The organism is Arsukibacterium sp., from assembly GCF_033722355.1.
GTDB lineage: Bacteria > Pseudomonadota > Gammaproteobacteria > Enterobacterales > Alteromonadaceae > Alishewanella.
In genome coordinates, this window is the sequence record NZ_JAWVZF010000164.1 from 1 (window position 1) to 6047 (window position 6047).

The following is a 6047-nucleotide window of genomic DNA, read 5'->3' on the forward strand; positions in this document are numbered from 1 at the left end:
CCCTTGTAATTTCCCATCAGCAACCGTATGCGACGATATATTCATTATTCAGTTTGGTGCCTTAAACAGCGAGTTTGTCTATAACGGTTTTACCTATTTTCTGAGTATTGTCGAGTTGTCAGGTAACTTAACGCCATTACCGAATGCAACATGCGCCAGGGCAGGGGTGGCTAATGGTTGTTTAGGTTTTACGACCCCGGAGAAAGCTTTTACTCCAGCGCAGTTTGGTTTCTTTATCACCACCCGGCCGGTAAATATTCCTGAGCCAGCCACCTTAGCGATGTTTGGTTTAGGATTGTTAGGCTTAAGCGCCTTTGGCCGTCCTCGTTCTGATAAAAAATAATTTATGTTCAGGTTTAGTGCCTGACGTGAATTAAAAAAACCGGAGCCTGCTCCGGTTTTTTTATCTGTGGACTCCAATGTAATAAAGACAAGCCGCTAGGTTGCCTATAACAACGTCAGGTCAGGGCTGACCTAAAGCGCAGCGATCTCAGCCTGCTGTGATTGCAGCTTAACTAGAGCCTGTTCAAGCTCGCTTTGTTTGGCCCGCTCTTTTGCCAGTACCGCCTCTGGCGCTTTGGCGACAAACCCCGGATTATTCAGTTTGCCAGTTACCCGCGAGAGTTCCTGCTGCGTTTTCTCCAGTTGTTTATTAATCCGGCTTAATTCTGCTTCTTGATCAATTAAGCCCGCCATTGGGATCAGTACATCCATATTACCGACCAGTTGAGTGGCACTGGCCGGCGCCTTCTCATCGCTATCTAGTACAGTAATGCTGTCCAGCTTTGCCATTACCATTAAAAAGTTCTGGTTCTGGTTTAAACGGCGTTGCTCTTCAGTATTTAAATTGCGTAACAGCACGGTGAGAGGTTTGCTTGGCGCAATATTCATCTCGCCACGGATATTGCGGATGGCGGTAATGATTGCCTTAAGCCATTCCAGATCGGCCATAGCGGTATCATCTGCCAAGCTCGCGTCGAACTGGGGATAAGGCTGCAGCATGATGCTGTCTGCTTTACTGCTATCAGTGGCTGATGCCGCCAGGGGTTTAACCGACTGCCAGATGGTTTCGGTAATAAACGGCATTATCGGATGCATTAAACGCAGCAGGCTTTCCAGGACTGTTACCAGAGTATGCCGGGTGCCGCGCTGCTCTGTCTCGCTGCCTTTAAACAATACCGGCTTAGTCAGTTCTAAATACCAGTCGCAGAACTGGTTCCAGGTGAATTCATATAACGTCGCCGCCGCCAGGTCGAAACGGTAACTTTCAATATACTGATTAACCTGTTTTACCGTTTGCTGGTATTGCGCCAAGATCCATTTATCAGCCAGCGATAATTGTTTTGTTTCAGTGCCAAACCCGCAGTCTTTCTCTTCGGTATTCATCAGCACATAGCGGCTGGCATTCCACAATTTGTTGCAGAAATTGCGATAGCCTTCTAAGCGCTTCATATCCCAGTTGATATCGCGACCGGTAGACGCCAGTGACGCCAGGGTAAACCGCACGGCGTCTGTGCCACTGGCGGCAATACCGTCGGGGAATTGCTGCGCTGTTTGTTTCGCTATTTTCTCCGCCAGTTGCGGCTGCATTAAATTACTGGTTCTTTTGGCCAGTAAATCAGGCAGACTGATGCCGTCAATCATATCCAGCGGGTCAATCACATTGCCCTTGGATTTTGACATTTTATCGCCGTTCTCATCCCTGATAAGGCCGGTCACATAAACCGTTTTAAAGGGTACCTGCGGCTTGCCGGCATCATCTTTGATAAAATGCATGGTCATCATAATCATCCGGGCGACCCAGAAGAAAATAATGTCAAAACCGGTTACCAGAACATCGGTTGGATGAAAGGTTTTTAAATCATCCGTCTGCTGTGGCCAGCCCAGCGTGGAGAAAGTCCACAATGCTGAGCTGAACCAGGTATCAAGCACATCATCATCCTGACGCAGCACCAGATCAGCTGCCAGCTGATACTGGTTTCGAACTTCCTGCTCGGTGCGACCAACATAGACCTTGCCGTCGTTATCGTACCAGGCCGGAATGCGGTGCCCCCACCACAGCTGCCGCGAAATACACCAGTCCTGAATGTCCCGCATCCAGCTGAAATACATGTTTTCATATTGTTTTGGTACAAATTCGATTTGACCGGTTTCCACTGCTTCAACAGCCGTTTTGGCCAGTGGCGCGACCCGCACGTACCATTGATCAGTCAGCAAAGGTTCAATGACCACGCCACTGCGATCGCCATAGGGCAGGGTATTGGTTAAATTGTCGACTTTTTCTAATAAACCGGCCTCATCAAATGCCGCGACAACCGCTTTGCGCGCTGCATAGCGGTCCAGCCCCTGATAGGCTTCAGGAATAGCAGCAGTCATTGCCGGGTTAAGTTCACCGGTGCTGTGAAAGCATTCGCCGTCGCTGCGAATCGTCGCATCCTGGGTCAGGATATTGATCATTGGCAGATGATGACGTTTACCGACTTCGTAATCGTTAAAATCATGCGCCGGGGTAATTTTAACGCAACCGGTACCCTTGTCTTTATCAGCATGTTCATCACTGATAACCGGAATACGCCGGTTGACCAAAGGCAGTAGTACCTCTTTGCCAATCAGTGCCTGATAACGCTCATCGTCCGGGTTTACTGCTACAGCAGTGTCACCGAGCATCGTCTCAGGCCGGGTGGTGGCGACCACCAGATAATCTTTACCGTCTTTGGTTTGGGCACCATCAGCCAACGGGTAGCGCAAATGCCACATATGGCCCTGCTGCTCTTTATTCTCTACTTCCAGATCTGAGATGGCGGTATGCAGTTTCGGATCCCAGTTTACCAGACGTTTACCGCGGTAAATTAAGTCGTCCTGATACAACCGGACAAACACTTCCTGCACCGCCTCAGATAAGCCCTCATCCATGGTAAAACGTTCTCTGTCCCAGTCAACTGAGTTGCCGAGGCGACGCATTTGCGCTGTTATAGTGCCACCGGATTCGGCTTTCCAGTCCCAGACTTTTTCGATAAAGGCTTCCCGGCCCAGCTCATGCCTGCCAGGTAAACCGGCCGCGGCCAGTTGTCGCTCAACGACCATCTGGGTTGCGATACCGGCATGGTCGCTGCCCACCTGCCATAAGGTATTTTTGCCGCGCATCCGCTGGTAGCGGGTCATAGCATCCATAATGGTTTGCTGAAAAGCATGGCCCATATGCAGGCTGCCGGTCACATTTGGCGGTGGGATCATAATGCAGTAACTGCCATTACCGGTGTCTCCGGCTGGTTTAAAATAGCCTTTGCTTTCCCATGCGCTGTACATGGCTTGTTCTAACTGACTGGGATTAAATGTTTTTTCCATGAGAGTACCTGTTGTTCAGTCGGCGTTGATAGTTGCAGGGGTAATTCCCGACTGACGATATTGCTTATAACGTTCCCGGGCCTGCGCCTTGGCAGCGGCCTCAACCGGAACAAATTCGATAATGTCGGCAAACCGACCAGCGAAAGCGGGGATTTCCGGCGCCAGATTAATGAGTATCTGGCGGCTTTGCTTTGGTGGTTGCCAGCTTATTTCAACCGGTGCACCGCGGGCCGGACCTTCACCACTGAGGTTGTGCGGTACAAAACTGTCGGCATCAAACTGCCACAACAACTGATCGATTAACTCAGCATCCTGCTGGCTGGCAGTATAAACAAAAACCCGCTGATTAGCGCGGTAAAAGTCAGCACACAGCTTGCATGCTAAAGCAAAATGAGCTGGCGGTTCGCTCAGCTCATTTGCAGGTGTCTGCTGGCTGTCAGCCAGCACATAAAAGGTAACGGCCATCAGTGATCCTGGTTGTGACCAGCCCGGTTTATTAAAAACTGGGTTAACAGCGCCACCGGCCGGCCGGTTGACCCTTTATCTTTGCCACCACTGCGCCAGGCAGTACCGGCAATATCCAGGTGTGCCCAGTTATATTTGCGGGTAAAGCGCGACAAAAAGCAGGCTGCAGTAATAGTGCCGGCAGCGCGGCCACCTAAATTACTGAAATCGGCAAAGGGGCTTTCCAGTTGCTCCTGATAATCATCCCATAAGGGCAGGCGCCAGGCACGGTCACCACTTTGTTCTGACGCATTCAGAATTTCGTGGGCCAGCGGGTTATGGTTACTCAGCAGGCCTGAAGCATGCTTACCCAGGGCAATGACACAGGCTCCGGTTAAGGTGGCGACATCAATCACCAGCTCCGGGTCAAAGCGCTCGGCATAAGTCAGCGCATCGCAAAGTACTAAGCGGCCCTCGGCGTCAGTATTTAATACTTCAACGGTCTGGCCTGACATGGTGGTTAATATATCGCCCGGCCGGTAAGCGTTGGCATCGGGCATATTTTCCGCTGCGGCCAGAATGGCCACCAGGTTAACCGGTAAGCCCAGGGCGATAACCGAATGCATGGTGCCCAGCACTGAGGCGGCACCGCACATGTCGTATTTCATTTCGTCCATGCCATCGCCCGGTTTTAAGCTGATACCGCCCGAATCGAAGGTCAGGCCTTTACCAATCAGCACGATCGGCGCGCTGTCATTGCCAGCGCCATTGTATTTAATTACCGACATTTTCGGGCCGTTAACAGAACCACGGCCCACCGCCAGGTAAGAATTCATGCCGTGGCTGGCCAGCTCTTCCGCTCCAAGCACTTCCACGCTGATCTTATCTGATAACTCAACCAGTGCCTGCGCCTGTTCGGCCAGGTAAGCCGGGGTGCAGATGTTAGGCGGCATATTGCCAACGTCTTTACATTGTTTTATGCCTGCGGCAATTGCCAGACCTTGCTCTACCGCGCGCTCGCCGATGGTTAAATCACGGCGGGTAGGCACATTAAATACAATTTTGCGCAGCGGCCGGCGGGTTTCGTCTTTTTTACTTTTTAAGCGGTCAAACACATACAGGCAGTCCTGGGTGGTTTCCACTGCATGGCGCACTTTCCAGTAGGTATCGCGGCTTTTTACATGCAGTTCAGATAAAAAGCACACCGCTTCCATCGAACCAGTTTCGTTCAGGGTGCTGATGGTTTTGGCGATGATCTGCCGGTACTGACGCTCGTCTAACTCGCGTTCTTTACCACAACCAACCAGTAATACCCGCTCGCTAAGCACATTGGGAACATGGTGCAACAGCAGCATCTGCCCCGGCTTACCTTCTAAGTCGCCACGGCGTAATAAATTGCTGATATAACCTTCACTGATTTTATCCAGTTGCTCTGCGACTGCGGAAAGACGACGTGGCTCGTACACGCCAACAACAATACATGCGCTGCGTTGTTTTTCCGGACTTCCGCTTTTAACGCTGAACTCCATACTTACTCCTGATTCTAAGAGACTGTGCTACTATAGCCATTAACAAATAGCCGTTAACAATTGCCATTGTGCTAAAGCGCCAGCTGATGACATGGCTGAATTCTACCGTGAATTGAGAAAAAAGCTCGGTTTTCCCGGTACTTTGCCTGATAATAATTGCTATAAATATCAAGTTTACTTAAAAATTGCCAGGTTTCCAGCAAAAAGACAGGTTTTAGGGGGCATTTTTGATTATTTTTCGCTATCTGATTGGGGAGGTATTCCGGGCCCAATTAGCTGTCTTTGTTATTCTGACCAGCATTATTATCAGCCAGCGCTTTGTCAAAATTCTCGCTGACGCTTCTGAAGGCGATTTACCGGGCCAGCTGGTAATGAGTATCGTTGCCCTGAAGTTGCCTCAGCTGGCAGTTATTATTCTGCCATTAAGTGCCTTTTTAGGTATTCTGGTGGCTTATGGCCGGGTATATGCCGACAGTGAAATGACGGTATTACATGCAACCGGCGTCAGCGAGTGGTATGTTACCCGGCTGACACTGCTTCTGTCGGTAGTCATGGCCATTCTGGCCGGTAGCGTTACGCTTTATCTGAGCCCATGGGCCACCGAGCGCGAATATCAGTTACTGGAAAAAGCAGACAGTAATGTCGGCTTGTTTTCACTGGTACCCGGTCGTTTTCAGCATACCGCCAATGAGCAGGCCGTTATTTTTGTGCAGGATATCAGCCGTTCCG

At 50.4% G+C, this 6047-nt stretch carries 5 protein-coding genes; 2 read left to right on the plus strand and 3 right to left on the minus strand.

The window, feature by feature from the left end; genetic code table 11:
* The coding region (locus tag R3177_RS12460) for a THxN family PEP-CTERM protein (protein WP_318971354.1) at positions 1 to 343 on the plus strand (343 nt) is incomplete at its 5' end.
* Positions 344 to 474: 131 nt separating this feature from the next.
* Here the strand turns inward: R3177_RS12460 and R3177_RS12465 are convergent.
* The 3 genes from R3177_RS12465 to pepA are packed head-to-tail and all read right to left on the minus strand — an operon-like array spanning position 475 to position 5318.
* Complete coding sequence (locus R3177_RS12465; protein WP_318971355.1) at positions 475 to 3345, minus strand: valine--tRNA ligase; 2871 nt, start codon at positions 3343 to 3345, stop codon at positions 475 to 477.
* Between the two features lie 15 nt (positions 3346 to 3360).
* Positions 3361 to 3810, minus strand: a complete 450-nt coding sequence (locus R3177_RS12470; RefSeq protein WP_318971356.1) for a DNA polymerase III subunit chi — start codon at positions 3808 to 3810, stop codon at positions 3361 to 3363.
* Positions 3810 to 5318 carry a leucyl aminopeptidase gene (gene pepA, locus R3177_RS12475; RefSeq protein WP_318971357.1) on the minus strand — a complete coding sequence of 503 codons (1509 nt, stop codon included), beginning with the start codon at positions 5316 to 5318 and terminating at the stop codon, positions 3810 to 3812. The genes R3177_RS12470 and pepA overlap by 1 nt, the downstream gene beginning before the upstream one ends.
* Before the next feature lie 227 nt (positions 5319 to 5545).
* Here pepA and R3177_RS12480 point away from each other — a divergent pair.
* A partial coding sequence (locus R3177_RS12480) for an LptF/LptG family permease (RefSeq protein ID WP_318971358.1) occupies positions 5546 to 6047 on the plus strand: 502 nt, incomplete at its 3' end.